This window comes from Pedococcus sp. P5_B7, from assembly GCF_054049895.1.
Map to the genome: position 1 here is coordinate 280,834 of NZ_JBFULM010000008.1, position 24,784 is coordinate 305,617.

Genomic DNA, 24,784 nt, shown 5'->3' on the forward strand with positions numbered 1-24,784 from the left:
CATGGAGTGGGTGTCTGCCGTCGAACGGTTGCGGCGGGAGCGCCGGCCGGGTGTCCTCGTCACGCTGACCTCGGTGCGCGGACACTCGCCGCGCGCGGCCGGGGCCAAGATGGTCGTCGGTGTGGCTGCGACCTGGGGCAGCATCGGCGGCGGCAACCTCGAGGCGACTGCGGTCGCCCGTGCGCGCACGATGCTGGCCGAGGGGGCGGCTGCTCCGGAGCAGATCGCGTTGTCCCTCAACGACAAGGCGCCGGTCGAGCACGGACAGCAGTGTTGTGGCGGCGAGGTGCAGGTGCTCCTCGAGCCGCTCGCGGTGGTGCCCGCGGTCGCGATCTTCGGGGTCGGCCACGTCGGCCTCGAGCTGGCCCGCATCCTCGCCCGTCACGACCTCGAGCTCCACCTGGTCGACTCCCGCGCCGACCAGCTCACGTCCGACCGCCTCGGCGTCCTCGACGACTCGACGGCCCGGGTGCACGTCCACCACGCACCGGTCCCCGAGCTCGTCCTCGGCCAGGTGCCCCGGGGCACGCACGTGCTGGTCATGACCCACGACCACGCCGAGGATGCTGCGCTCTGCGACGGCGCCCTGCGCTGCGAGCACCTCGGGTCGATCGGGCTCATCGGCTCGTCGGCCAAGTGGTCGCGATTTCGCCAGCGCCTTGCCGCAGAGGGACATTCGGACGCGGACCTCTCGCGGATCCAGACCCCGATCGGGTCGGCGCACCTGACCGGCAAGGACCCGGCCACCATCGCCCTGAGCGTCGCGGCCGACCTGGTCCGCGTGTTCGAGTCCGAGGCGTCGAAGGTGGCGCGATGACGCTCTTCCGGGCCACCGTGCTCGACACCCCCGAGAACCCCTTCGAGGGAGGGGCGCTGCGCGCGCAGGACGACTGCGGGCTGCTCGTCGAGGGTGGGGTGGTCGTCGCGCGCGGCGACTTCACTGCCTTGCGTGCCGAGCACCCTGACGAGGATGTCCTCGACCTCCGGGAGGGCATGGTCCTGCCCGGGCTGGTCGACACGCACGTCCACTTCCCGCAGGTGCGGGTCATCGGCGGTCTCGGGATGCCGCTGCTCGACTGGCTCGACCAGTGCGCTCTCCCGGAGGAGATGCGGCTGGCCGACGTCGACATGGCCCGTGGCGTGGCGAGGGACTTCGTCACCGGGCTCGCGGACGCGGGCACCACCACGGCCCTCGTCTTCGGCTCGCACTTCGCCTCGGCGGTCGACGTGATGTTCGAGGCCGCCGACCTCTGGGGGCTGCGGGTCACCACCGGCCTGGTCAGCTCCGACCGGATCCTGCCCCAGCCGCTGCTCACCACGCCCGAGCGGGCCTACCAGGAGTCCCGCGACCTCGCCTCGCGCTGGCACGGCAAGGGACGCCTCCGGTATGCCGTGACACCTCGCTTCTCGCTATCGGCCAGCGACGCGATCCTCGAGTCCTGCGCCGCGACGTTCGGCGAGGTCGACGGCTCCTGGTTCACCTCCCACGTCAACGAGAACACCGCCGAGGTGAAGGAGGTCGCCGAGCTCTTCGGCGGGGCCTCCTACGTCGACACCTACGACCGCCACGGACTCGTCACGCCGCGCTCGGTGCTGGCCCACAACGTGCACCCCACCGACCCCGAGCTGGCAACGCTCGCCGCGCGGGGTGCTTCGGTCGCGCACTGCCCGACCAGCAACTCGGCGCTCGGCAGTGGGCTCTTCCCCCTGCGACGCCACGTCGAGGCCGGGGTGCAGGTCGCCATGGGGTCGGATGTCGGTGCGGGCACTGGCTTCTCGATGCTCAAGGAGGGTCTGCAGGCCTACTTCATGCAGCGCCTGCTGGGCGACGAAGGGCTGCCCCTGACCTCGGCGCACCTCCTCTGGCTGTGCACCTCCGCCGGCGCCCGAGCCCTCGGGCTCGACCATGAGGTGGGCGACCTCTCGGTGGGCAAGCAGTTCGACGCGATCTGGCTGCTCCCCGAGGCGGGCGACCCCCTTGCCGTGGGTCTCGGCAACGCCAAGTCGGCCGACGACGCGCTCTCCAAGGTGTTCGCGCTCGGCACGACGTCCGACATCGGTGGCGTCTGGGTCGGTGGCGACCAGATCGCTGCCGGGCGTTGGCGGATGCCCCGCCGCACCTGACCCCCTTCGGTCGTCTCCAGCAACCTTTGCTAGCAAAGGAAACTCGTTGACGGACACCTTGCAACCTGTCCACGAACGAGCAACGTGTGCTAGCAAAGGTTGCTCGCGGGGGTGGGGGGTCAGGCGCGCTCGGCCTTCAGGACCTCGGCGTAGGCCGGGAGCGTCAGGAAGTCGGGGAAGTCGGGGTCGAGCGCACACTCGACGAACAACCTCCGCGCGGTCTCCAACGCATCCCGCGCGGTCTCGTCGTCGCCGACCGACTCGACCAGGTCGGCATACTCGCTCTCCACCACCTCGTCCACGAGCTCGCGGGTGACGGTCTCGCCCGAGGCGAGGGTGGCTCCGGAGTTGAGCCACTGCCAGATCTGGCTGCGCGAGATCTCGGCGGTCGCGGCGTCCTCCATGAGGTTGTGGATCGCGACCGCGCCGTTGCCGAGCAGCCACGCCTGGAGGTACTGGATGCCGACGGAGACGTTGCCCCGGAGGCCATCCAGCGTCCGGTCACCCGGGGTGGAGGCCGCATCGAGCAGGTCGGCTCCGGTGACCGAGACCTCGTCGCGCTGCTTGGCGAGCTGGTTGGGGGAGTCGCCGAGCACCCCGGTGAAGATCTCCTTGCACAGCTCGACCATGCCGGGGTGCGCCACCCACGACCCGTCGAAGCCGGCCCCGACCTCGCGCTCCTTGTCGGCCCGCACCTTGGCGAAGGCCGCTTCGTTGACCGAGGGGTCCTTGCTCGGGATGAAGGCCGCCATGCCGCCGATCGCGAATGCCCCGCGCTTGTGGCAGGTCTGGACCAGCAGGTCGCTGTAGGCCTTCATCATCGGCGCGTTCATCGTCACGGCATTCCGGTCGGGGAGGGTGAACGACGGCCCGGAGTCCCTGAAGTACTTGATGATCGAGAACAGGTAGTCCCAGCGACCGGCGTTGAGCCCGGCCGCGTGGTCGCGCAGCTCGTAGAGGATCTCGTCCATCTCGAAGGCCGCTGGGATCGTCTCGATGAGCACCGTCGCGCGGACCGTGCCCTGCGGGATGCCGAGGGACTCCTGCGCGAACGTGAAGACGTCGTTCCAGAGCCGGGCCTCGAGGTGGGACTCCATCTTGGGGAGGTAGAAGTACGGGCCACTCCCGCGCTCGATCAGCTCGGCGGCGTTGTGGAAGAAGTAGAGGCCGAAGTCGACCAGCGCGCCGACCAGCGGACGACCGTCGAGGGTCAGGTGCTCCTCGTCGAAGTGCCAGCCGCGGGGGCGCGGCACGATGACGGGGATGCCGCCCGGGTCCTTGAGCTCGTAGTGCTTGCCCTGCGGGGTGGTGAGCTCGATGGTGCGGCGGACCGCGTCGTAGAGGCTGACCTGCCCGCCGATGACGTTTTCCCAGTGGGGGGTGTTGGCGTCCTCGAGGTCGGCGAGCCACACCTTGGCGCCGGAGTTGAGGGCGTTGATCGCCATCTTGCGCTCGGTCGGACCGGTGATCTCCACCCGGCGGTCGGCGAAGTCGGCGGGCGCAGGAGCGACGGTCCAGTCACCCTCGCGGACCTCGCGGGTCTCGTCGAGGAAGTCCAGACGCCCGGTCCTGGACACCTCCGCCCGACGCGACCGGCGGGCCTCGAGCAGCTCGTCGCGGCGGGCCCCGAACCTCGCCTGCAGCTCCCCGAGGAACGCCAGCGCGGCCGGAGTCAGGATCTCGGTGCTGCGCTCGACCTCGTGGGGTGCGTCGACGACGACGGTGGGCACGGAGTGCATGGTGGGCGTGGTGGGCTGGGACATGCGCATCCTCGGGAGAAGTCAGTGGTGTCGCGTGCCGCGGTGGCGGCCTACGGACTAGGATTGTTCCATGATACGAAATCTTCTTCTCATTCGGGAAGGACTGGGGAGAGATATATGAGCACGGAACCGACCGTCGAGGACGGGTCGATGCCCCCCGCGAGGACCGGTGGCGGTGTGCAGTCGCTCGAGCGCGCGTTCGCCATCCTCGAGACGATGGCTGACGCCGGCGGCGTGATCAGCCTGTCGCAGCTCGCCAACGACGCCCAGCTGCCGTTGCCCACGATCCACCGGCTGGTGCGGACGCTCGTCGACCTCGGCTACGTCCGCCAGGAGGCCTCCCGTCAGTACTCGCTCGGGCCACGCCTCATCCGCCTCGGGGAGACGACGTCGCGGATGGTCAGCCGCTGGGCTCGCCCCCACATGGAGCGGCTCGCCCACGAGCTCGGGGAGTCGGTCAACCTGGCGATGCTCGACGGCGACCAGGTGGTCTACATCGGCCAGGTGATGGCCAGCCGCAACTCGATGCGCATGTTCACCGAGGTCGGTCGTCGGGTGCTGCCGCACTCCACCGGCGTCGGCAAGGCGATCATGGCGGGCATGGATCCTGAAGCCGTGCAGGCCATCCTCGCCCGCACCGGCATGCCGGCCCGCACCGAGCACACGATCACCGATCCCGAGGCCTTCGCCGCCGAGCTGGACCGGACTCGCGACCGCGGCTACGCCCTCGACGAAGGTGAGCAGGAGGTCGGCGTGCGGTGCGTGGCCGTCGCGATCCCGGGCTCGCCGCAACCACTGGCGCTGTCAGTGTCCGGTCCGCTGCCGCGCATGACCGACGCGTTCATCGAGGGTGCGGCACCGCCGATGCACGCTGTGGCAGAGGCGATTTCGGCCGAAATGCGGGGCGCGACCGTCTAGCGGGTCGGCATCGGGCGAACGGTTGCCTTCCATGGGGTGAACAGTGGTGCCAGGAGCCGTTTTCGGTGCTGGGCGCCCCGAGACTTCGGCACGCTGGTGTCATGGCCTACGGCTCCGAGCTCGGACCCATCGCCCTCGCCCACCGCGGAGGCGCGTCCCTTGCGCCTGAGAACACCATCGCGGCCTTCAGCCTCGCGACCGCGCTCGGCATCCGCTACCTGGAGACCGACGTCCGCATCACCGCCGACGGTGAGCTCGCCTGTTTCCACGACGCGACCCTCGACCGGGTGACGGACGGACGCGGGCCGCTCGCGCGGCATACCCTCGCGCAGCTGCGGCAGCTGCGCGTCCTGGAGCGCGAGCCGATCCCCACCTTGACCGAAGCCCTTGAAGCCTTCCCTGACGCCAGGTTCACGGTCGACCTCAAGGAGCGTACGGCGATCCCTGCGCTCACCAAGGTGTTGCAGCACAAGGACTTCCGCGAGCGGGTCTGCATCGCGGGCGCGTGGGACGGGTGTCTCGACGTCGTGCGCGCACAGGTGCCGGGCGTGCGGACCGCGCTGGGCTGGCGCGCGCTCGCCGCGGTGGTCACCTGCGCCCGCGCCGGTATGCCGCCCGCTCGCCGGTTCGCGACCGCCGAGTTCCTGCACGTGCCGGATCGGCTGGGGCGGGTGCAGGTGTTCGTCGAACGCTTGGTGACCGGCGCGCACGGGATCGGCGTCAAGGTCGTGGTCTGGACGGTCAACGACCAGCCCTCGATGGTGCGGCTCCTCGACGCCGGGGTGGACGGCATCATCACCGACCGGCCGGACCTGCTGCGCGAGGTGCTGCTGGCGCGCGGGCAGTGGACCCCGATGCCGGGACGCGTGCCCAACCCGTCCTCATAGTCCCGCAGGCGCGCCCGGCTCGGGTGTCGTGGCAGGTGACGTGGCAGGTGACGTGGCAGGTGACGTGGCAGGTGTCGTGGCAGGTGTCGTGGCCTGGCCGTGGCCGGAACAGGATGCCGATCGTCCTGAACCGCGGCTAGCGTGCCGGGCATGGCCATCGCACGCTTCCCCAGCATCGTCCTCGACTGTCCCGACCCCCTGGAGCTCGCCACCTTCTACGGCGCGATGCTCGACTGGACGGTCGACACCGCCAACTTCGACGCGTCCGACGGCTGGATCGACGTGAAGGCCGACTACGGCCAGTGCCTGTCGTTCCAGGGGGTCGAGGACTACAAGGCCCCGGTCTGGCCCGGCCAGGACGTGCCCCAGCAGATGCACCTCGACGTCGTCGTCGACGACCTCGACACCGCCGAGGCAGCCGTGATCGCGTTGGGCGCGAGGAGGCACGACCACCAACCGGGCACGTCGTTCCGCGTCATGCTCGACCCCGCCGGGCACCCGTTCTGCCTCTGCACGAGCTGAGACCGGGGAGGCGCCTGCCGCCGAACGACCAGGTCGATCCACCGGGCAGACCGCACGTGCTCAGGTGCGCCAGCGGATCGGTGAGCTGATCGTCTCTCGGCAGGGACCTTCGCCTCTGGCCAGGTGCAACCGCCGGACGCAGGCTGGCCCCATGACCACCGCCCGCACGCGCAGCTTCTCGGTAGCTCACTTCGCGGCCCTGACGAACCAGGTCGCGAACCGGGCGCTCGTCCCCCTGCTCGAGAGCTCGTTCGGGGACACGCTGGGACGCCGACTGGCCGTGCTCGACTACGTCGGACGCCGCTCCGGCCAGTCGCACCGGCTCGTGGTGAGGTACGTGGCCGAGGGGCGATCCGTGCGCATCACCGTGGGTATGGCCGAGCACAAGACGTGGTGGCGCAACTTCGAGACGACTCACCCGCTCACGCTGCGGTTGGCTGGGATCGACCACCACGTGTTTGCCCACGTGCACCACGACGATGGCCGGACCTACGTCATCGCCGACCTGGAGTTCACCGACCACCCGGAGGTCTTGGTGGCCGACCTGGCGGTCGCTCCTGGGGCCCCTGTGGAGGGGTGAGCTGGATGACGCCCGTGATCCGCTGGGCCGTGGTCGTAGTGCTCGTGGGCCACGGCCTCATCCACCTGCTCGGGGCCGGCAAGGGCCTGGGGTGGGTAGAGGCCTCGGTGCTCGAGGAGTCGATCAGCCCCGGTCTCGGGATCCTCTGGCTGCTGGCAGCCGCGCTCGTCCTCTTGTCCGCCGGTCTCATCGCCGCCAGAGCCCCGACGACGACCTGGTGGTGGGCCGTTGCCCTCGGTGCCGCCGCGGTCTCGCAGGTGGCCGTCATCACCTCGTGGAGCGACGCCAAGCTCGGCACCGTGGTCAACGTGCTGCTGGTCGTCGCCGCGGTCTACGGTTTCGCCTCGGTCGGCCCGGCCAGCTTCCACGCCCAGTGGGCCACCCAGTCGGCGCAGGCCCTGGACGAGGCCGAGCACAGCATCGCCCTCGTGACGGAGGCCGACCTCGCCGACCTGCCCGAGCCCCTGGCCGACTTTGTGCGCAGGTCGGGCGCAGTGGGTCAGCCCCACATCAGCAGCTTTGCCGCCACGTTCCATGGCCGGATCCGCGGCGGACCCACCCAGGCGTGGATGCCGTTCACGGGTAGACAGGTCAACACGTTCGGACCGCGACCACAGCGGCACTTCATCATGGACGCCAGGCGATCCGGGTTGCCGGTCACGGTCCTGCACCAGTACGCCAGCGGGACCGCGACGATGCGCGCCAAGGTGGTGTCACTGGTGTCCGTGGTCAACGCCGCCGGTGCGGAGATGGACCGTGGAGAGACGGTCACGGTCTTCAACGACCTCGTGGCCTTCGCGCCCGGGGCGATCGTCGACGCCCCCATTCGATGGACTGCCGTCGACGGCACCCACGTGCAGGGTGTGTTCAGCGTCGGAGCGCAGAGCGTCTCCGGAGTACTGACCTTCGACGACGACCACCACTTGGTCGACTTCGTCTCGCAGGACCGGTCGCGGGCGTCCTCTGATGGGAAGTCCTTCACTGCGATGCCGTGGTCCACGCCCCTCGCCGGACACCTGGATGTGCGTGGTCACCTCGTGCCCCTGGAGGGCGAGGCGCGCTGGGACGCCCCTGCGCCCGAGGGCTCGTTCACCTACGTCGAGCTCGAGATCGAGGACGTGGCCTACAACCTCACGAGGGTCGACGACATCGGAGCCTCGGCCCGGCAGCTTTCCGAGGCCGATGGCCCGGCACGTTCTCGGACCGCCGCCCGCTCGCTGCCCTGACGAGCGGGCCCTGGGCGAGTTCCCAGGGCCACATTGGGCCTGGACGAGCACCGTGCGGTTCAGAGCAGAACTGCCTGGAGCCCGTCAAACCCCTTGGGGGACATGGGTATGCCGCGGACGCGAGGTGCGTCCGCGGTATACCGGGGTGGGGCGTTCAGTCCTCCTTGCCGGTGGACATGCCTTCCTTGATGAGGTTCATGACCGAGGAGTCGGCCAGCGTCGTGACGTCGCCGACCTCGCGGTTCTCGGCCACGTCGCGCAGCAGGCGGCGCATGATCTTGCCCGACCTCGTCTTGGGCAGCTCGGAGACCACCATGATCGAGCGCGGCTTGGCGATCGGGCCGATCTCCTTGGCGACGTGGTTGCGCAGCTCCTGCACGGTCTCGTCGCCGTGGTCCTCGTGGCCGCCACGCAGGATCACGAAGGCGACCACGGCCTGGCCGGTGGTCTCGTCGGTGGCCCCGACGACGGCCGCCTCGGCCACCGACGGGTGCGACACCAGGGCCGACTCGATCTCGGCCGTGGAGAGCCGGTGGCCAGAGACGTTCATGACGTCGTCGACTCGGCCGAGCAGCCAGATGTTGCCCTTCTCGTCGTACTTCGCACCGTCGCCGGCGAAGTAGTACTTGGGGCCGAACCGCGACCAGTACGTCTCCTTGTAGCGCTCCTGGTCGCCCCAGATGCCACGGAGCATGCCCGGCCACGGCTTGGTGAGGACCAGGTAGCCGACCGCCTCGGGGTCGTGCAGCGGCTGGCCCTCGTCGTCGAGGATCTCGGCGCTGATGCCGGGGATCGGCTTCTGCGCGGAGCCGGGCTCGAGGTCGGTGACGCCGGGCAGCGGGCTGATCATGATGCCGCCGGTCTCGGTCTGCCACCACGTGTCGACGATCGGGGCGCTTCCGCCGCCGATGTTCTTGCGGTACCAGAGCCACGCCTCGGGGTTGATCGGCTCACCGACCGAGCCGAGCAGCCGCAGCGACGACAGGTCGAACTTCGCGGGGATGTCGTCACCCCACTTCATGAACGTCCGGATCGCGGTCGGTGCCGTGTAGAGGATCGTGACCTTGTACTTCTCGACGATCTCCCACCACCGGCCCTGGTGCGGGGTGTCGGGGGTGCCTTCGTAGATGACCTGGGTCGCGCCGTTCGCCAGCGGCCCGTAGACGATGTAGGAGTGGCCGGTCACCCAGCCGATGTCGGCGGTGCACCAGTAGACGTCGGTCTCGGGGTGCACGTCGTGCACGACCGAGTTCGTGTATGCCGCCTGCGTCAGGTAGCCGCCCGTCGTGTGGAAGATGCCCTTCGGCTTCCCGGTGGTGCCCGAGGTGTAGAGGATGAACAGCGGGTGCTCGCTGTCGTGGGCCACGGCCTCGTGCTGGTCGCTGGCAGAGTCGACGACGTCGTGCCACCAGACGTCACGGTCGTCGTTCCAGGCCACCTCGTCCTTGGTGCGCCGCACGACGAGGACCTTCTCCACCGTGCTGTCGCCCTCGACCGCCGCGTCGACCGCGGGCTTGAGCGGAGCTGTCTTGCCCCGCCGGAACTGGCCGTCGGCGGTGATCACGAGCTTGGCCTCGGCGTCGGCGATGCGGGTGCGCAGGGCGTCGGCGGAGAAGCCCCCGAAGACGACCGAGTGGGGGGCCCCGATGCGGGCGCAGGCCAGCATGGCCGCCACGGCCTCGGGGATCATCGGGAGGTAGATGGCGACCCGGTCGCCCTTGGCGACGCCGAGTGACTCCAACGCGTTGGCGGCCTTCGCAACGTCACGCTGCAGCTCGGCATACGTGATCGTCCGGGTGTCTCCACCCTCGCCCTCGAAGTGGATCGCGACACGGTCGCCGTTGCCGGCCTCGACGTGCCGGTCGACGCAGTTGTAGGAGGCGTTGACCTCTCCGCCGACGAACCACTTGGCGAACGGCGCCCCGCTCCAGTCGAGGGTCTGGTCGAAGTCCTTGGACCAGCTCAGTCGCTGCCGGGACTGGTCGGCCCAGAACCCCTCGAAGTCGGCTGCGGCCGCGTCGTAGAGGTCGGCCTTGCCGTTGGCCTGCGCGGCGAACTCGGGGGTGGGTGCGAGGTCCAGACCCTCGGTGTGGCTCGTCGTCGTGGGCTCGGACACGGTGGTTCCTCCTGGCGGCATCGGCAGGCAACTCTCGCAGCAGGTGCGGTCGAGGTCGCGGTGACGACCCCAGCCAACCTGCATCCGGCTCTCGCATCAAGGGGAGTGGTCGCCATGATCGGTCGGCGGACGTTGCGAGCGGCCAACGGCTAGCCTTGGGCGGCGTGAGCACCCCCAGGAGCACCACCCCGACCGCCGGCTCCGGCGCCCCGTCCCAGCCCGCTCTCGACCGGGGCCGGGCGATGGCGCGCAAGGTCTGGCCCGAGGTCGCCCTGTTGCTCGCGGCCCTGCTCTGGTGGCCGGTGGGGTTCGCCGGGGTGACGTCGTGGCTGCACCTGCCGCTCAGTGTCTTCGACGGTGGCGTGCTCTTCCTGGGCGCGACCGCGGCCGCAGCCTCGGTCTCGCTGCTGGTCCGCTCGCCCTGGCCTCGGTTCGCGATCGTCGTGGTGCTCAGCGGGCTCGGGTGGCTGCTCGACGCCCCGGCCACTGACGAGTACCCGCACGAGCGGGCTGTGCTGGCGGTGCTGCTCGGGGCGGCCGCGTTCCTCGGCATCGCGCTCGGCGCCCGCGGGGCCAAGGGGCCCGTCGCCGCAGCCAGCGTGCTGGTCGTGGTCGCCGGCCTGTCACCCGCTTCCTGGCCGACCGAGGCGGCCGTCGCCGTGGCGCTCGCCCTGCCGTTCGCCGTCGCCACGTGGCAGCGGGTCGCCCCCACGATCCTCTCGGTGGCCCGGCTGGCCGTGACCTGGTTGCTCTTCGCCCTGCTCGCCCGCGCCCTGCAGTACGGCTGGGACGTGCTCCGGCCCGGGACTGGCGGTGGGTTGACCCTGCGGGAGCAGGCCAGGCGGGTCGCCGAGCCCGCATGGGACTTCGTGCGCACCCAGTGGTGGACCTACTCCCAGACGCAGCTGCAGGCGCTGCTGCCGTGGCTCTGGCTCAGCCTGGCAGTGGCCGCCGTGCTCGTCGGCGTGCGCCTCGTGAACGCCCGGATGGTGGCCGAACGCAAGCGCAGGGCCGCGGCGTCGGACGAGGAGCGGATAGCCCGCCGCAGCTGAGCGGTCCGGCCGGCACGGCTGAAGGGGCCGGCACGGCCGACCGGACCGGCCGGCACGGCTGAGCGGCCGGGCCCCCGTCAGGGGCCCGACCGCTCACCCGGCGCGGCTCACCAGTGGTGGGCCACGTCGATGACGAGTCGGCTCGCGGTCCCGTCCTGGATCGTGAAGACGCGGTAGGGGAGCCGCGCCCGCACTCCCAGGCCGAGGCTGGTGTAGCCCTCGAAGCTGCTGTCCCACTTGACCTGGCGGAAGGTGGTGTAGCCCGTGACGTTGACCATCTCGTTCGGGTTCCGCGGCGTGTAGGTGGGGGCCCCGGTGGCGGGGTTGTAGGCGGGGGCGTTGACGGTGACCTGCAGCTTGCCCGCACCGCGCAGCGCGATCGGCAGACCCGACGCCTGGCTGGTGAACGTCGTGACGTACCTGACGGTGTAGCCGGGTGCCTTCCCCTTCAGGTCGATGACCAGCCGGTCGAAGCAGGCGTGGCGTCCGGAGCGGACGCCCGTGACGGAGCCTGTCGGGGACAAGGCCTTCGTCTTGGCGAGCGAACCCCAGGTGATGCCGCAGTACGGAGCGGCCTGCGCCGAGGTGGTGGCCGTGGTGGCCGGGACGGCCCCGACGAGTGCGGCGACGAGGAGCGACCGGGTGATCGCGGTGCGGGTGATGTTCATGGCGTCCTCCTTCCGGACACCGCAATGACGTGCACCGCGACCGTCCGGTTGACCTCCGTGCCAACGGTGACCGTGTCGTCCGCAAAGGTCGGCTGTGTCTGGAAAACGCGGCATACGAAGGGGTTCGGGCCGGGACGGCGCGGTGCCGTGCCCCCACCTGCGGGGACACGGCACCGTGGTCCTGGGTATGCCGCGTGCTTGCGCGGCGAAGTTCCGCCTAGTGCGCGACCGCCTTCTCGGCGCCGTGGCCGGTCAGCGACCGGACCTCCATCTCGGCGTACTTGGCAGCGTTGTACTCCTGGCTCGTCACGGTGCCCAGCCAGCCGAGGACGAAGGCCAGCGGGATCGAGATGATGCCCGGGTTGTCCAGCGGGAACCAGTGGAAGTCGGTGCCCTGCAACATCGACAGCGACTTGCCGGTGACCGGGTCGACCGGCTTGCCGGAGACGACCGGGCTGAAGACGATCAACGTCAGGGCCGTGGTGAGACCGCCGTAGATGGACCAGAGCGCACCGCGGGTGTTGAACCGCTTCCAGAACAACGAGTAGAGGATCGTCGGGAGGTTCGCCGATGCCGCGATGGCGAAGGCGAGGGCGACGAGGAACGCGATGTTCTGCCCGTTGGCGAGGATGCCGCCGAGGATGGCGAAGATGCCGATGATGACCGCGGTGATGCGGGCGACCCGGACCTCGTCCTCCGCCGAAGCGGTGCCCTCCTTGATGACCGAGTTGTAGATGTCGTGGGACAGGCTGGCGCTCGCCGTGATGGTGAGCCCAGCGACGACCGCGAGGATCGTCGCGAACGCCACCGCCGAGATGAGGCCGAGCAACAGCTCACCACCGAGCTCGTAGGCGAGCAGTGGTGCAGCGGAGTTGGCCTTGCCCGGCGCGGCCGCGATGGCCTTCGGCCCGACGAGGGCGGCGGCGCCGTACCCGAGGACCAGCGTGAAGAGGTAGAAGATGCCGATGAGCCAGATCGCCCACTCGACCGACTTCCGGGCCTCCCTCGACGAGGGCACCGTGTAGAAGCGCATCAGCACGTGCGGCAGGCCGGCGGTGCCGAGCACCAGGGCCAGCGACAGCGAGATGAAGTCGACCTTGGTGAGACCGCTCTTGCCGTACTGCAGGCCCGGGTCGAGCACCTTCTTGCCGCCCGACTGCTCGACTGCCTTGCCCAGCAGCGAGCTGAGGTTGAGCCCGAACCGGCTCAATACCCAGACGAACATCACGCCGGCGCCGATGATGAGAAGCACGGCCTTGATGATCTGCACCCAGGTCGTGCCCTTCATGCCGCCGATGAGGACGTAGGCGATCATGATGACGCCGACGACGGCGATGACGACCGACTGCCCGGCCTTGTCGTCGATCCCCAGCAGCAGGGCGACGAGGCCACCGGCGCCGGCCATCTGCGCCAGGAGGTAGAAGAAGCAGACGGCGAGGGTCGAGATCGCCGCGGCCATGCGGACCGGCCGCTGCTTCAGCCGGAACGACAGGACGTCGGCCATCGTGTACTTGCCGGCGTTGCGCAGCAGCTCGGCGACGAGGAGCAGTGCCACCAGCCAGGCGACGAGGAACCCGATGGAGTAGAGGAAGCCGTCGTAGCCGTTGAGGGCGATGGCGCCGGCGATGCCGAGGAAGCTGGCTGCCGACAGGTAGTCACCGGCGATGGCGATGCCGTTCTGTCGCCCGGTGAAGGCGCGGCCGCCGGCATAGAAGTCAGCGGCGCTGCGGTTGTTCCGCGAGGCCCGGATGACGATCGCGAGGGTGATGAGGACGAAGACGCCGAAGATGCTGATGTTGAGCGCCGGGCTGCCGACCTCGGTCGCAGCGGGGGCCAGGGTGGTCAGGCTCATCGGTGGTCCTCCCCGATCGTCGTGGCGAGTGCGGCGGCGCGCGGGTCGAACTCACGGTCGGCCCAGCGCACGTAGATGATGGTGATGACGAAGGTCGAGACGAACTGGCCGAGCCCGAGCAGGAGCCCGACGTTGACGTTGCCGAACACCTTCGTGCTCATGAAGTCCGAGGCGTAGACGGACAGCAGCACGTAGAGGAAGTACCAGGCGAGGAAGAGACCGGTCATCGGGAAGACGAACCGGCGGAACCGGGACCTGAGCTCTGCGAAGTCCGCGGAGTCTTGGAGTGCGACGTACGGGTCGTGCTCCGTGCGAGCGTCGTTGCTCACGGGACACCTCCAGTGGTGGCGCGGGCTTGTCCCGCGGTCGTCGCCACTGTGCTCCTGCAGGCCTCTGAGCAGCAGGTATGCCGCGCGCCCACGCGCCGTGCGGAAGGCAGGGGTCGCCGGGTGGCCGGGTCCGCTGCGCCGAACGGTCGTCCACGTGCGCCCAGCGGCTGTCGTCGGCACCGGTCCGCGACCTCGGGCTCCTCGAAGCCGCAGCGGCGCGCCCCCGGGCCTCCCTCTTCGGCGAAGATGCCAGGCCTTCGCGCTGGTCATGGACGTGGCGACCGGCGATGCAGACCTCCGGAGATCGTCGAGCGGCTCGGACTGCAGTCTGGCTAGTTGCGGTCGAGCGCTAGGTCCTCGGGGGTGTGCAGCCGGACCATGGTCCGGGCGGTGTGGCGGGGGATCCGGCCGGGGGTCGCGAGGGACACGACCACGGCCGTCGCGAAGGCGATCGGGATCGTCCACGCGGCGGGCTGCCCGAGCAGCGCGCCGGGCCACCCCGGGATCGGCCCGGCGAAGATGGTCAGGCCCACGGCGGCTGCTGCCAGGGTCCCGCCGACCACGAGCCCGGCGGCCGCACCCACCGTGCTCAGCCCACGCCACCACGACCCCAGCACCAAGAGGGGGCAGAACGTCGAGGCGGCGACGGCGAACGCCAGGCTCACCATCGTCGCGAGGCCGACCGGCTCGATCAGTCTCGAGGCGGCATACGGGACGAGCACGGACAGCACCGTCGCGAGCCGGAAGCCTTGCGCCACGGTGAAGTCGTCGCCGGTCATCCGGCCCAGCCGCCGGCGGAGCAGGTCCTGGTCGATGACCCCCGCCACCGAGATGGTGAGTCCGGAGGCGGTCGACAGGAAGGCGGCGAAGGCGCCGCCGGCAAGCACCGCCGACAGCGTCTCGCCGAGTCGGTCGGGCACCATGGCGCCGGGCAGCCTGAGCACGAGGGTGTCGGCGGCACCGCTCGCCAGGTCGGGCAGGTAGACGCGACCCAGCACGCCGTACAGCGGGGGGAAGAGGTAGAACGCGCCGAGCAGCGCGACGACGGTGACGGTCGTCCGCCGGGCAGCCTTGCCGTCGGGGTTCGTGTAGAAGCGGACGAGGACGTGGGGCAGACCCATCGTCCCCAGGGCGAGGGCCAGCAGGAGGCTGTAGGTGGCGTAGACCGGATGTCCTTGCCCTGCAAGCCCGTTCAACGGCTCGATCCACTTGGCCTCCCGTGCCGCCGCCGGTCCCGGAGCGCCGTCGCCGACCCAGGCGCCGAGCAGCACGAAGGCGGGGACGGCGATGGCGGTGAGCTTGACCCAGTACTGCACGGACTGCACCAAGGTGATCGAGCGCATCCCGCCAGCGGCGACGTTCGCGACCACCACTACGGCGACGATCAGCCCACCGACCCACGTCGGCGCCCCGGTGACCGTCCCGAGGGCTAGGCCAGCCCCCTGCAGCTGGGGGAGGAGGTAGAGCCAGCCGATGCCGACCACGAGCACCGAGCAGAGTCGTCGGATCACGGTGCTCTCGAGCCTCGCCTCCGCGAAGTCGGGCAACGTGTAGGCCCCGGAGCGCCTCAACGGCGCGGCGACCAGGACGAGGAGGACGACGTAGCCGACGGTGTAGCCGACTGGGAACCACAGCATGTCGAGGCCGTTGGTGTAGACCAGTCCCGCGATGCCGAGAAAGCTTGCGGCAGAGAGGTACTCGCCGCCGATGGCGCTCGCGTTGCGGTAGGGGGTGACCGTGCGGCCGGCCACGTAGAAGTCGCTGGTCGTCCGCGACAGCCGGAGCCCGAAGGCGCCGATCGCCAGCGTCACCGTGCAGACCAGGACGATGGCGACGACGCCGTAGGCCGGGTTCACCGGCGACCCACCACGTCGGAGAACTTGGCCTCGATGCGCTCGGAGGCCCGGACGTAGACCCGCGCCACGATGATCGCGACCGGGTAGACGACCACGGCGAGCACGATCCACGGGAGGGGGAACCGCCCGATCTCCATCGTCCGTGTGGCGGGCACGAACAGGAACAGCAGTGGCAGCCCGCCCAGACCCACTGCCCCGAAGGCGAGCACGCGCAGGGCCAGCCGCAGCTGGGCGGACATCAGCCCGGCCATGTAGACCTCGCCGAGTGTGCTCTGCTCGTCGATGTCACGGGTGAGCGGGCGTAGGTCGCGCCGGGTGGCGGCGTCACGGCGGGTGCTGGTGACCCTGACTCGTGCCGGCACCGAGGACGGTGTCGGTCCAGGAGGCTCGGGGGGTCGACCGGGGCCGGAGCTCACGACGCCGAGCTCACGAGGAGGAGCGGAGGGTCGCGCGCAGCAGGCGGTCGCGCAGCTCGCGGGTGTGGCGTCGGCTCACCTGCAGCTCGGCGTCCTCGAGCACGACACTGCACCGACCGTGCTCCATGCGCACTTCCCTGACGTGCGCCAGCGACACCAGCGTGCTGCGGTGAATCCTGACGAATCCCGCTGTGGCCCAACGCTCTTCGAGGGTGCTGAGTGGGATGCGGACGAGGTGGCTGCCGGTGGCCGTGTGCAGCCGCGCGTAGTCGCCCTGGGCCTGGGCGTAGCGGACCTGGCTTCGCGTGATGAACCGCGTGACACCGCCGAGCTCCACCGGGATGGTCTCGTCCTCCGGCTCTCCCGCCCCCTGCGGCGCGCTGCCTCCCGGCTCCACGGCGGCGACGACCCTGCGCACCGCCTCGGCCAGACGGTCCTTGCGCACCGGCTTCATCACGTAGTCGGTGGCGTCGACGGCGAACGCGTCGACGGCATGCTGGTCGTGGGCGGTCACGAAGACGACCTGGGGCCGCTCGACGAACCGGGCGATGACCCGGGCCAGCTCCATGCCGTCGAGGCCGGGCATCGAGATGTCGGAGAAGACGACGTCGATGTCGCCGCTGTCGAGCGACCGCAACGCATCCGCGCCGCTCGACGCCGTGACGACCTCCGCGATCCGGTGGTCCTGGCGCAGGAGCCAGCTCAGCTCTTCGAGCGCGGGCGCCTCGTCGTCCACGACGAGGGCACGCAGGGCTGCACCCGTGGAGCCGCCGGTGGCGTCCTGCGGGCGGCGGTGCTCCGGGTCGCCGGAGGGGGCGCCAGCCATGGGGGAGAGACTACGTCGTCGCGTGGACACCGGGGGCATACTTGGGCACCCGAAAAGTCACCTTCGTGCCCGCCCCCGGGGCGGTCTCGACGACGAGTCCGTAGTCGTCGCCGTAGACCTGTCGGAGCCGGGCGTCGACGTTGCCGAGCCCGACGTTGTCCCCGTCGGAGTGGCCGTCGAGGACGGTGCGGATCGCGACCGGGTCCGACCCGACCCCGTCGTCCTCGACCGTGATGACGGCTTCCGCCCCCTCGTCGCTGGCGGTGATGCTCACGTGTCCACCACCCTCCTTGGTTGCCAACCCGTGTCGGACGGCGTTCTCGACCAGGGGCTGGATGGCCAGGTAGGGGACCGTGACCGGCAGGACCTCGGGCGCGATGAGCAGGGAGATCCGCAGCCGGTCGCCGAACCGCGCCTGTTCGAGCACGAGGTAGCGCTCGACGTTGCGGAGCTCCTCGGCCAGGGTCGTGAAGGCCCCGCCGCGGCGCAGGGCGTAGCGGGTGAAGTCGGCGAACTCCAGGAGCAGCTCGCGCGCCCGGTCGGGATCGGTGCGCACGAACGAGGCGATGGCGGCCAGGGAGTTGTAGATGAAGTGCGGACTGATCTGCGCCCGGAGGGCGCGCAGCTCGGCCTCCATGGTGCGGGTGCGCTGGTGACCGAGGTCTGCGAGCTCGGCCTGGGTGGCCATCCACCCCGCGACCTCCTCCGTCGCCCGAGCGAGACCCGCCGACGCGTTGGGACCGTATGCCGCGAGCGCCGCGACCACGCGGTCATCGGTGACCACCGGGGCGATCACCGCCGACCGGACCGGGCAGTCGGGGTCCGGGCACTGGACCTGGCCCGGACGCAGGACGATGGTCCGCCCGGTGCGCAGCACCTCCTGCGCGTGGTCGGCCGCATCCGCCGCGTGGTGGTCGGCTGCGCCGTCCCAGGCGAGCAACCCACCGGCGTCGCAGATCGCCACCGCGGAGGAGCCGAGCAGCTCGCGCAGGTGCTTGGCGGCGCGGCCGGTGCCCTCCTCGGTCAGCCCGTCCTGCAGGTGGCGGGCCGCCAGTGACGCGGTGTGGAGGGTGGCGTGGGTGGCCTGGTCGACCTCGGACACGAAACCGCGCGAGGCGCTGCGACCGTGGCGGACCAGACGGATCAGGGCGTAGAGCAGCCCCATCGCTCCCGCGACGAAGATCGCGGTGGGGAGGTGGAAGCTGCCCGACACAGGGCGAACTCTAGGCTGCACTGCGTGGTCGACGTCATCGCTTCACTCAGCGCCCTTGCCGAGCTGCCGGGCGTCCCCGAGCGGATCGCGGCTGCCCGGGACGCGTGTGAGCAGCTGCGCTGGCACGAAGCCTTGCGGCGCCGCATCCCCGAGGCGTCGGCCGAGTCACGCGTCCGAGGGGCGCAGGCGAGCGCAGCCCTCGAGGGGGCGACGGTCCCTCTCGACCTCGTCCGGGACGTGATGCGCGGCGCTGCTGAATGGCCGTTGCAGCCCGACCCGGTTGAGCTCGTCGCTCGGGGAGCCGTGACCGCCACGGCCGAGAGCGAGCACGTGAGGGGCCTCGTCACGAAGGCGCCGTTGCAGGCGCTGGCCAGGCTGCACGTGGCCGCTGCTGCCGAGCTGCTGCCCGCCGAGCAGGTCGGACGACCCAGGGTGGCCGGCGAGACCTGCGCCGAGTTCCGCGACCTCGGTGCGGCCCCGGACTCGGCTGCCCTTCGCGAGCGGCTCGACCTCCTCGTCACCGTGATGACCGCCGGCTCCGCTGTCCCGGGCCTCGTCGTGGCTGCCGTGGCGCATGCCGAGATCGCCACCGCCAGGCCGTTCGTCCGCGCCAACGGGGTCGTCGCTCGCGCTGTCGAGCGAGCGCTGGTGCAGGCCACCGGACTCGACCCGACCGGTGTCGTGGTGACCGAAGCCGGGCACGCCACCCAGGGTGGGCCGGCCTACCTCGGCGCGCTCGCCGCATACGGAACGGGCACCCCCGAGGGGCTGGGACTGTGGATCGGGCACTGTGCTGACGCTGTCGTCGCGGGCGCGGCTCAGGGGGTCCAGATCTGCGACGCCGTGCGCGCCGGCCGACTCACCTGACCTTTGCCGCGCCCGTCGTGGCTTGCTCTGCTGCGCGCGACCGCACGTGGTCTTCCTGCTGCGCGCGACCGCACGTGGTCTTCCTGCTGCGCGCGACCGCACGTGGTCTTCCTGCTTCGCCCGACGGTACTGGTTTCCTACTTCGCCCGACGGTACTGGATTTCCTGCTTCGCCCGGATGTCAAGGCTTTCCTTTGCGTCCGGGCGGGGGTACACATGGAGGCAAGTCGACGTACGAGAGTCCGACGGCCACCGTGACCCCATCGGGCACCCACGCGAAGCCAGTCCCCTGGTGGACAGATCGTGACGGGCTTGTCCCGGTGCGACAACTACAGAATGCACGCCTGGTAACCCGTGGCGGATCACGGCTGATGGCACCCCGCAACGCGGGGTGCCATCCCCCTGTGGCGGTGTTTTGTCCGTAATGGGCCGTGGTGTCCCCGGAAAATCTCGAATCTCGTGGGCGAAACGCGTCAGGAACGAGTTGCGGTTGAAGGGTAAATGGTCCACCATGAAGGCGTCCGCTCCCCCTTGTGGGTAGAGCGGATCGGCGCACCGGCTCCTCCCCCCCGGAGCTTGGCGCGTCGACGGCCCCGGTTGTCCCCCCGACCGGGGCCGTCCCCTTTCTCCACCCGGATTCTCGAGCCTCCCCCCGGTTCGAGGTATTCGGCGACCGGATCCTGGTAGGCGAATACCTCGACCCGACGCTCCCTCACCGCCGTCGTGCCGCACGGCTGCCGATGCGGTGTCCTCCGTCCACAGCTCCTTGATCGGCTGATCCCGCTCCACAGGCTTGCCGTCGGCCGCTCGCCCAGCGCCGTGGGCCACCACAGGCTTGGCGGATGGACCATCGGGTGCTGGGAGTGATCGGGGCGTCGGGCGGCCTGGGCGTGTCGACCCTCGCTGTCGCCCTGGCCGTGCGCGCCTCAGGGCTGGTGGGTGCCACGGTGGCGGTCGACGGCGCTCCGGGTGGCGGCGCCCTCGACGTCACCGCGTGCGTGGAGCACCTCCCGGGGCTGCGCTGGGCCGACCTCGCCGGTGCCGACGGCCGGATCGACGGGGCGGCCCTGCTCCGGGAACTCCCTGCCGACGGTCCGGCACGGGTCCTCGCCGGACGAGGCCCGGCGCCTCCCGACCCGGTCGTCCGTGCTGCCGTGTCCGGGCTGGCCCGGGTCTGCGGGCTGACGGTCCTCGACCTGGCGGGTTCGACGTGGTGGGCCGAGGTGTGCACCGACCTCCTGCTCGTCGTCGGGTCGACCGCTCGCCAGCTGGCCGACGGTGCCGGGGTGGCCGACCGACTCCACGACCTCGGCGTGCCGGCCGCCCTGGTGCTGCGCTGCAGTCGCGGCGACGCGCTGAGTCCGGAGGAGGTGGCCGCGCACCTCGACCTCCCGCTGGCAGGCACCGTGCGCGACGACCCGCGGGTGCCCGCCGATGCCGACCGCGGGCGACCACCGGGCAGTCGCCCGTCCGGCGCCCTGGTGGGAGCGGTCGACGCGCTGCTGTCAGCCCCGACGCCCGAGGTGGTGGGCCGGTGAGGCGCGACGCCCTCATCGTCGACCGGATCCGCCGGGGCGAGGCGCCCGATCCTGGGGCGGTGCGGGAGATCGCGGCGGCCGACGCGGCTCGGCTCGGTGATGCCGGCGTCGAGTCCGCGCACGCACTCCTGGCCTCTGAGGTACTCGGGCTGGGTCCGCTCGAGCCGTGGGTCGGCGACCCGCGCGTGACCGACGTCCTGGTGAACGGCGACGGGTCCGTCTGGGTGGACCGCGGCGAAGGAGCGCTCATGCCGGCCGGCCTCGCCCTCGACCCGTCCGACGCGCGACGGCTGGCGGTCCGGCTGGCCGCCCTGGCCGGCCGTCGGCTCGACGAGAGCCAGGCCTGGGTCGATGGGCTCCTCCCCGGGGGGATCCGACTCCACGCCATCCTTCCTCCGTTGGTCGACGGGGGTGCCCACGTCAGCCTTCGCGTGCCTCGGGCCGTCGGCTCCGGCCTGGCCGGGCTGGGCTCCCGCGGGATGTTCGGGCCGAGGGTCGAGGCGCTGCTCCGCGGGCTGGTCGGTCGCCGCTGCTCGTTCGTGGTCACCGGTGGCACCGGCTCCGGCAAGACCACCCTCCTCGCGGCGATGCTGTCCGAAGTGGCGGCAGGCGAGCGCATCGTCGTCGTCGAGGACGTTCGAGAGCTCGCCATCGGCCACCCCCACGTGGTCCGGCTGCAGGGCCGGGGGGCCAATGTGGAGGGTCAAGGAGCGGTGGGGCTGGTCGACCTCGTCCGTCAGGCGCTCCGCATGAGGCCGGACCGCCTCGTGGTGGGTGAGGTGCGTGGAGCGGAGGTGCGCGAGATGCTCGCCGCCCTCAACACCGGGCACGACGGCGGCTGCGGCACGCTGCACGCGAACGCGCCCGCCGACGTGCCCCGTCGGTTCGACGCGCTGGGCGCGCTGGCGGGGTTGCCTCGCGACGCGATCCAGACCCAGCTGGCCAGCGCGGTCGAAGCAGTGGTGCACCTCGGTCGGGAGGGCGGGGCGCGGCGGGTGGCCTCGATCTCGGTGCTGCGGTGGACCGGATCAGAGACCGCTTGCGACCTCGCCTTCGACGCCGTGGCAGACCGGGTCGGCCCGGGCTGGCCGACGCTCGCTGCCCTGACCGGGGTCGACCCGTGACAGCTGCGGGCGCCCCACCAACTGGGGTGCTGGTCCTCGCAGGGCTGGTCCTGCTGGTGGCAGCCGCTGCCCTGTGGCCCGCGGGCGTTGACCGGCTGCCGAGTGCCAGCGGGCCGGCCCTCGCTCATCCTGGCGGTCCCCCGGAGGTCGGGGCTGGCTCACGGTCCACGGTCTCGCTCCGAAGCAGGGTGCGCGCCGCCGCGCGCCGCGACGCCCTGGAAGGGGCGCTCGCCGACCTGGTGGCTGCGCTCGCGGCTCCGCTGCGAGCCGGGGTGCCACCGGCAGTCGCCGTGGCTGCGACTGCCGAGATGTTCCGCGACGACACGGCGCTCGGTCCCCTGGTGGGCGACCTCTCGATGGCAGCACGACGTGGGGCCCCCCTCGCGGAGGTGTGGCACTCGCACGCCCGGACCCGCGACAGCCCTGACCTGTCGTTCGTCGCCCAGGCGTGGGCCCTCAGCGAGCTGACCGGTGCGCCGCTCGCCGACGCCCTGGCCTGCGGTGAGCGGGTGCTGCGCGACCGGGCTCGGGCGCGCGAGCGGCTGTCGGCGGCAGCGGCCGGTCCCAAGGCGTCGATGGCGGTCCTGTGCCTCCTCCCGGCCTCGGGTCCCGTCGTGGGGACTGCGATGGGGGTGGACCCGCTGACGCTCTACTTCTCTTCGTCGGTGGCCACCGGGAGCCTCGTCCTGGGCGTCGGCCTGGGGCTGAGCGCGTGGTGGTGGAGCCGACGCATCCTGCGGAGGGCCGCGTGACGACGCTGGTGGTCTGCGTGCTGGCAGGTCTCGTCCCCGTCCTGTGGCCGGCACGACCTCCGCCGGGGCCGACCCTCGCCCGCGGGGGCGATGCCCGACCTCGGTGGCGTGGCCGGGAACGAACAGCGCGATGGCGTGGGCGGCGACCGGACCAGGCAGCGGACGGTGCCGTTGCCGATGCCCTCGTGCTCGTCGCGCTCTGCCTGCGCGCGGGGCTACCCCTGACCGCTGCCCTGCGGCACGTCCAGTCGGGGGCCACCGGCGTCGTGCGCGACGACCTCGCCTCTGTCGTGGCCGCGCTGCAGTGGGGCCTGCCGGCGCGAGAGGCGTGGGCCCACGCCGGTGCCCGCTGGCGCCAGGCCGCCACCGCAACCCACCTGTCCGAGCAGACCGGGGCAGCGGCGGCCGAGCTCCTCGAGGATGCGGCGACTCGAATGCGCGAGCAGGGTGAGCGAGCCCGCGAGGGCGCCGCCGCCCGAGCCGGCGTGCTGCTCGTGCTGCCGTTGGGTCTGGGCTTCCTCCCGGCCTTTGCCTGCACCGCTGTCGTGCCGGTGGTCGTCACCCTCGCTTCCCGGGTCCTCGCGGGTGGTTCGTGAGCTGTCGCGCGGGTCGGGAGTGGTCTGGTCCTAGTACCAAAGAGCAATTGCTGCTCGTGCTCCGCCGATCGGAGGGTGAGGGCTGCACCCACCCACGCCATCTCACGACCTCGAGAGCAGACATGACACGCAGGGCACCCAGCGCGCGGCACTGCGGTGGCGTGTCCATCTGGGACGTGGCCAGTGGCGGCCGGATGGGCTTCGTCACGGGCGAGGATGCGACCGAGGTGGCCAACCACCCACGAACTGTGTCCAGGACTGCCAGGCCCAGAACCAGGTGCAGGGTCGCCTCGCCACCCTCGGCTTCCCCTTCCCCCGTGCCGGCAGGCAGCCGCCTGACCCCGCGCACGTCTCCGTGACAGCGCTCGCCTGAGGCGACCACGCCCGAGCACGGGAGCTGGGTGAGGTGCCGGATCGCTCACGCAGGTGGGCAGTTCGTCCACACCCAGCTCTTGGCCCGGTGGTGGTCCACAAGCAGGCCGGAGGTGCGTGGCGACGCGACGCAAGGTCCGGTGGACTCGGGTGAACGGGCTGAACGCCCATCACCCATCCGAGGAGCACAGCGTGAAATGCACACTGGTCACAAGGTTTTCGACGATCCGCCACTCGGCCGAGGCCGGCATGACGACAGCAGAGTATGCCGTGGGCACGCTGGCCGCGTGCGCCTTCGCCGCCGTCCTGCTCACCATCGTGCGGTCGGACTCGGTCAAGTCGGCACTGGCGTCCGTCATCACGGCCGCGCTGGGTTCGGTCGGCTAGAGGGCGAGACGGGGATGGCGACGGCGGAGCTCGCGGTCGCCCTCCCGACGCTCATCCTGGTGCTGTTCGTCGCCCTGTCGGCGCTCACGACGGTCACCGACCAGGTGCGGTGCATCGACGCGGCCAGGGCGACGGCCAGAGCCTTGGCCCGCGGCGACGACCCGGCCGCTGCCCTGTCAGCAGGCCGGCGGTTGGCTCCACCGGGTGCCGTGTTCGCGGTCTCGGGAGCCGGGTCAGGTCCGGGGTCAGGTCCGGGGTCAGGTCCGGGGCCAGGTCAGGGGCCGGGTCCGGGGTCAGAGGTCACGGTCGTGGTGCGAGGCCGCCCGGCGCCGGGGCTGGGGTGGCTCGGGGAGCGGGCGACTCCGACGGGACGTGCGGTGGCCGCCAGGGAGGCGGTGGGAGCCGATGACCCGGCGCGGTGAGCGAGGGGCGACGACGGTGCTGGTGCTGGCGGCCGTCGGAGTGCTGCTCGTGGTCCTCGTCGCGGGTCTGGCGCTGGGCAGCGCCGTGGTCGCGACCCACCGGGCCCGGGCGGCCGCGGACTTGGGGGCGCTCGCGGCTGCGCAGGCCCTGCAGGCCGGCGACGACCCGTCCGAAGCCTGCGCGTCCGGGGCCTCGGTGGCGTCGCGCAACGGAGCCGAGTCCGCTGACTGCGTGGTGGCCGACGACGGGTCGGTGACGTGTCGGGCGACGGCGCGGCCGTCGTTCATCCTGCCGGGGACCCTGCGCCGAACCACGACGGCGACGGCCCGAGCTGGGCCGTCGCCGTGATGGAGCTGCTGCCGCCCGAGTCGGCGGCAGCGG

25 protein-coding genes are annotated in these 24,784 nt (G+C 71.3%); 16 read left to right on the forward strand and 9 right to left on the reverse strand.

The window, feature by feature from the left end; genetic code table 11:
- The first annotated feature begins 1 nt into the window (after window position 1).
- On the forward strand, window positions 2-817 hold the full coding sequence (xdhC, locus tag ACXJKD_RS18420; protein WP_457256267.1) for a xanthine dehydrogenase accessory protein XdhC: 816 nt from the start codon (window positions 2-4) through the stop codon (window positions 815-817).
- Window positions 814-2,124 (forward strand): guanine deaminase, encoded by a 1,311-nt coding sequence (locus tag ACXJKD_RS18425; protein ID WP_457256269.1) that lies wholly within the window; start codon window positions 814-816, stop codon window positions 2,122-2,124. The genes xdhC and ACXJKD_RS18425 overlap by 4 nt, the downstream gene beginning before the upstream one ends.
- 119 nt (window positions 2,125-2,243) lie before the next feature.
- On the opposite strand, the gene aceB is transcribed toward ACXJKD_RS18425, so the two are convergent.
- Window positions 2,244-3,863 (reverse strand): malate synthase A, encoded by a 1,620-nt coding sequence (gene aceB / locus ACXJKD_RS18430; protein ID WP_457256426.1) that lies wholly within the window; start codon window positions 3,861-3,863, stop codon window positions 2,244-2,246.
- 138 nt (window positions 3,864-4,001) lie between these two features.
- Here aceB and ACXJKD_RS18435 point away from each other — a divergent pair, with 138 nt between their 5' ends.
- From ACXJKD_RS18435 to ACXJKD_RS18455, 5 genes are all read left to right on the forward strand, one after another.
- Entirely contained in the window at window positions 4,002-4,802 is an 801-nt protein-coding gene (locus ACXJKD_RS18435; RefSeq protein ID WP_457256270.1) for an IclR family transcriptional regulator, read from the forward strand.
- A gap of 101 nt (window positions 4,803-4,903) precedes the next feature.
- Window positions 4,904-5,689 carry a glycerophosphodiester phosphodiesterase family protein gene (locus ACXJKD_RS18440; protein WP_457256272.1) on the forward strand — a complete coding sequence of 262 codons (786 nt, stop codon included), beginning with the start codon at window positions 4,904-4,906 and terminating at the stop codon, window positions 5,687-5,689.
- A gap of 150 nt (window positions 5,690-5,839) precedes the next feature.
- A complete protein-coding gene (locus ACXJKD_RS18445; protein ID WP_457256273.1) occupies window positions 5,840-6,211 on the forward strand; it encodes a VOC family protein in 372 nt (123 codons plus the stop codon).
- 151 nt (window positions 6,212-6,362) lie between these two features.
- The gene (locus tag ACXJKD_RS18450) at window positions 6,363-6,791 is read left to right on the forward strand and encodes a hypothetical protein (protein ID WP_457256274.1); all 429 of its coding nucleotides are present in this window, start codon (window positions 6,363-6,365) and stop codon (window positions 6,789-6,791) included.
- A gap of 5 nt (window positions 6,792-6,796) precedes the next feature.
- Window positions 6,797-8,017: a DUF6544 family protein gene (locus ACXJKD_RS18455; protein ID WP_457256276.1), complete on the forward strand. Its 1,221-nt coding sequence runs from the start codon at window positions 6,797-6,799 to the stop codon at window positions 8,015-8,017.
- A 154-nt stretch (window positions 8,018-8,171) separates the two neighbouring features.
- Here the strand turns inward: ACXJKD_RS18455 and acs are convergent, their stop codons facing one another.
- On the reverse strand, window positions 8,172-10,154 hold the full coding sequence (gene acs, locus ACXJKD_RS18460; protein WP_457256277.1) for an acetate--CoA ligase: 1,983 nt from the start codon (window positions 10,152-10,154) through the stop codon (window positions 8,172-8,174).
- Between the two features lie 143 nt (window positions 10,155-10,297).
- Here acs and ACXJKD_RS18465 point away from each other — a divergent pair, with 143 nt between their 5' ends.
- Window positions 10,298-11,185, forward strand: coding sequence for a hypothetical protein (locus ACXJKD_RS18465; RefSeq protein ID WP_457256278.1), 888 nt, complete (start codon window positions 10,298-10,300; stop codon window positions 11,183-11,185).
- 107 nt (window positions 11,186-11,292) lie between these two features.
- Here the strand turns inward: ACXJKD_RS18465 and ACXJKD_RS18470 are convergent, their stop codons facing one another.
- From ACXJKD_RS18470 to ACXJKD_RS18500, 7 genes are all read right to left on the reverse strand, one after another.
- The gene (locus ACXJKD_RS18470) at window positions 11,293-11,853 is read right to left on the reverse strand and encodes an AMIN-like domain-containing (lipo)protein (protein WP_457256280.1); all 561 of its coding nucleotides are present in this window, start codon (window positions 11,851-11,853) and stop codon (window positions 11,293-11,295) included.
- Window positions 11,854-12,070: 217 nt separating this feature from the next.
- On the reverse strand, window positions 12,071-13,705 hold the full coding sequence (locus ACXJKD_RS18475) for a solute symporter family protein (protein ID WP_457256281.1): 1,635 nt from the start codon (window positions 13,703-13,705) through the stop codon (window positions 12,071-12,073).
- Complete coding sequence (locus ACXJKD_RS18480) at window positions 13,702-14,034, reverse strand: DUF485 domain-containing protein (protein WP_457256282.1); 333 nt, start codon at window positions 14,032-14,034, stop codon at window positions 13,702-13,704. The genes ACXJKD_RS18475 and ACXJKD_RS18480 overlap by 4 nt, the downstream gene beginning before the upstream one ends.
- Before the next feature lie 332 nt (window positions 14,035-14,366).
- Window positions 14,367-15,890 (reverse strand): sodium/solute symporter, encoded by a 1,524-nt coding sequence (locus ACXJKD_RS18485; RefSeq protein ID WP_457256283.1) that lies wholly within the window; start codon window positions 15,888-15,890, stop codon window positions 14,367-14,369.
- Complete coding sequence (locus ACXJKD_RS18490) at window positions 15,887-16,252, reverse strand: hypothetical protein (RefSeq protein WP_457256285.1); 366 nt, start codon at window positions 16,250-16,252, stop codon at window positions 15,887-15,889. The genes ACXJKD_RS18485 and ACXJKD_RS18490 overlap by 4 nt, the downstream gene beginning before the upstream one ends.
- A gap of 64 nt (window positions 16,253-16,316) precedes the next feature.
- A complete protein-coding gene (locus tag ACXJKD_RS18495; protein ID WP_457256287.1) occupies window positions 16,317-17,132 on the reverse strand; it encodes a LytR/AlgR family response regulator transcription factor in 816 nt (271 codons plus the stop codon).
- A gap of 10 nt (window positions 17,133-17,142) precedes the next feature.
- Complete coding sequence (locus ACXJKD_RS18500; protein ID WP_457256289.1) at window positions 17,143-18,345, reverse strand: sensor histidine kinase; 1,203 nt, start codon at window positions 18,343-18,345, stop codon at window positions 17,143-17,145.
- Window positions 18,346-18,369: 24 nt separating this feature from the next.
- Here ACXJKD_RS18500 and ACXJKD_RS18505 point away from each other — a divergent pair, with 24 nt between their 5' ends.
- The 8 genes from ACXJKD_RS18505 to ACXJKD_RS18540 all read left to right on the forward strand — a co-directional run bounded on the left by ACXJKD_RS18505 (window position 18,370) and on the right by ACXJKD_RS18540 (window position 24,751).
- Entirely contained in the window at window positions 18,370-19,212 is an 843-nt protein-coding gene (locus ACXJKD_RS18505; protein WP_457256290.1) for a hypothetical protein, read from the forward strand.
- Between the two features lie 841 nt (window positions 19,213-20,053).
- Window positions 20,054-20,749, forward strand: coding sequence for a hypothetical protein (locus ACXJKD_RS18510; protein ID WP_457256291.1), 696 nt, complete (start codon window positions 20,054-20,056; stop codon window positions 20,747-20,749).
- Window positions 20,746-21,873 carry a TadA family conjugal transfer-associated ATPase gene (locus ACXJKD_RS18515; RefSeq protein WP_457256293.1) on the forward strand — a complete coding sequence of 376 codons (1,128 nt, stop codon included), beginning with the start codon at window positions 20,746-20,748 and terminating at the stop codon, window positions 21,871-21,873. The genes ACXJKD_RS18510 and ACXJKD_RS18515 overlap by 4 nt, the downstream gene beginning before the upstream one ends.
- Window positions 21,870-22,625, forward strand: a complete 756-nt coding sequence (locus tag ACXJKD_RS18520; RefSeq protein WP_457256294.1) for a type II secretion system F family protein — start codon at window positions 21,870-21,872, stop codon at window positions 22,623-22,625. Before ACXJKD_RS18515 ends, ACXJKD_RS18520 begins: the two co-directional genes overlap by 4 nt.
- A 185-nt stretch (window positions 22,626-22,810) precedes the next feature.
- Window positions 22,811-23,221, forward strand: a complete 411-nt coding sequence (locus tag ACXJKD_RS18525; protein ID WP_457256295.1) for a type II secretion system F family protein — start codon at window positions 22,811-22,813, stop codon at window positions 23,219-23,221.
- 564 nt (window positions 23,222-23,785) lie between these two features.
- On the forward strand, window positions 23,786-23,980 hold the full coding sequence (locus tag ACXJKD_RS18530; RefSeq protein WP_457256297.1) for a DUF4244 domain-containing protein: 195 nt from the start codon (window positions 23,786-23,788) through the stop codon (window positions 23,978-23,980).
- Between the two features lie 14 nt (window positions 23,981-23,994).
- Window positions 23,995-24,402, forward strand: a complete 408-nt coding sequence (locus ACXJKD_RS18535; RefSeq protein ID WP_457256298.1) for a TadE family type IV pilus minor pilin — start codon at window positions 23,995-23,997, stop codon at window positions 24,400-24,402.
- The gene (locus ACXJKD_RS18540) at window positions 24,386-24,751 is read left to right on the forward strand and encodes an Rv3654c family TadE-like protein (RefSeq protein ID WP_457256300.1); all 366 of its coding nucleotides are present in this window, start codon (window positions 24,386-24,388) and stop codon (window positions 24,749-24,751) included. The genes ACXJKD_RS18535 and ACXJKD_RS18540 overlap by 17 nt, the downstream gene beginning before the upstream one ends.
- Window positions 24,752-24,784: the final 33 nt, after the last annotated feature.